Annotated in this window: 1 protein-coding gene; it reads right to left on the bottom strand. The window is 56.5% G+C overall.

Translation table 11 applies throughout. The features are described 5' to 3' along the window. Positions 1-255 (bottom strand): hypothetical protein (locus JAO29_RS23715; protein WP_334270658.1); only part of this gene is annotated, 255 nt, incomplete at both ends.

Genomic DNA, 255 nt, shown 5'->3' with positions numbered 1-255 from the left:
ATAAATCGAGCTACCGTCATTCGACATCACCATCGAGTTTGGAGCGTAGGGAAGCCGCACCGATGTTCCTAGGGCCGGATTCGTGAAGTCGACCGGAAGAATATAACGGGACTGCGTGCTGCCGATCCAAAGCTGGGTACTGTTGGCACCCGGGGTTGTGATGCCGACTGGATTCGACGTGACCGGTTTTCCGTTTCCGAAGAGGCCAATCTGGTTGTTCGGGGAAGGATTGCAGGTCGGAGGCTGGCAGATCGC

The sequence above is a fragment of the Edaphobacter sp. HDX4 genome (assembly GCF_036877565.1).
Lineage (GTDB): Bacteria > Acidobacteriota > Terriglobia > Terriglobales > Acidobacteriaceae > Edaphobacter.
Note: the sequence above shows the minus strand (reverse complement) of the source record. Positions and strands in the feature narration are given on the sequence as shown.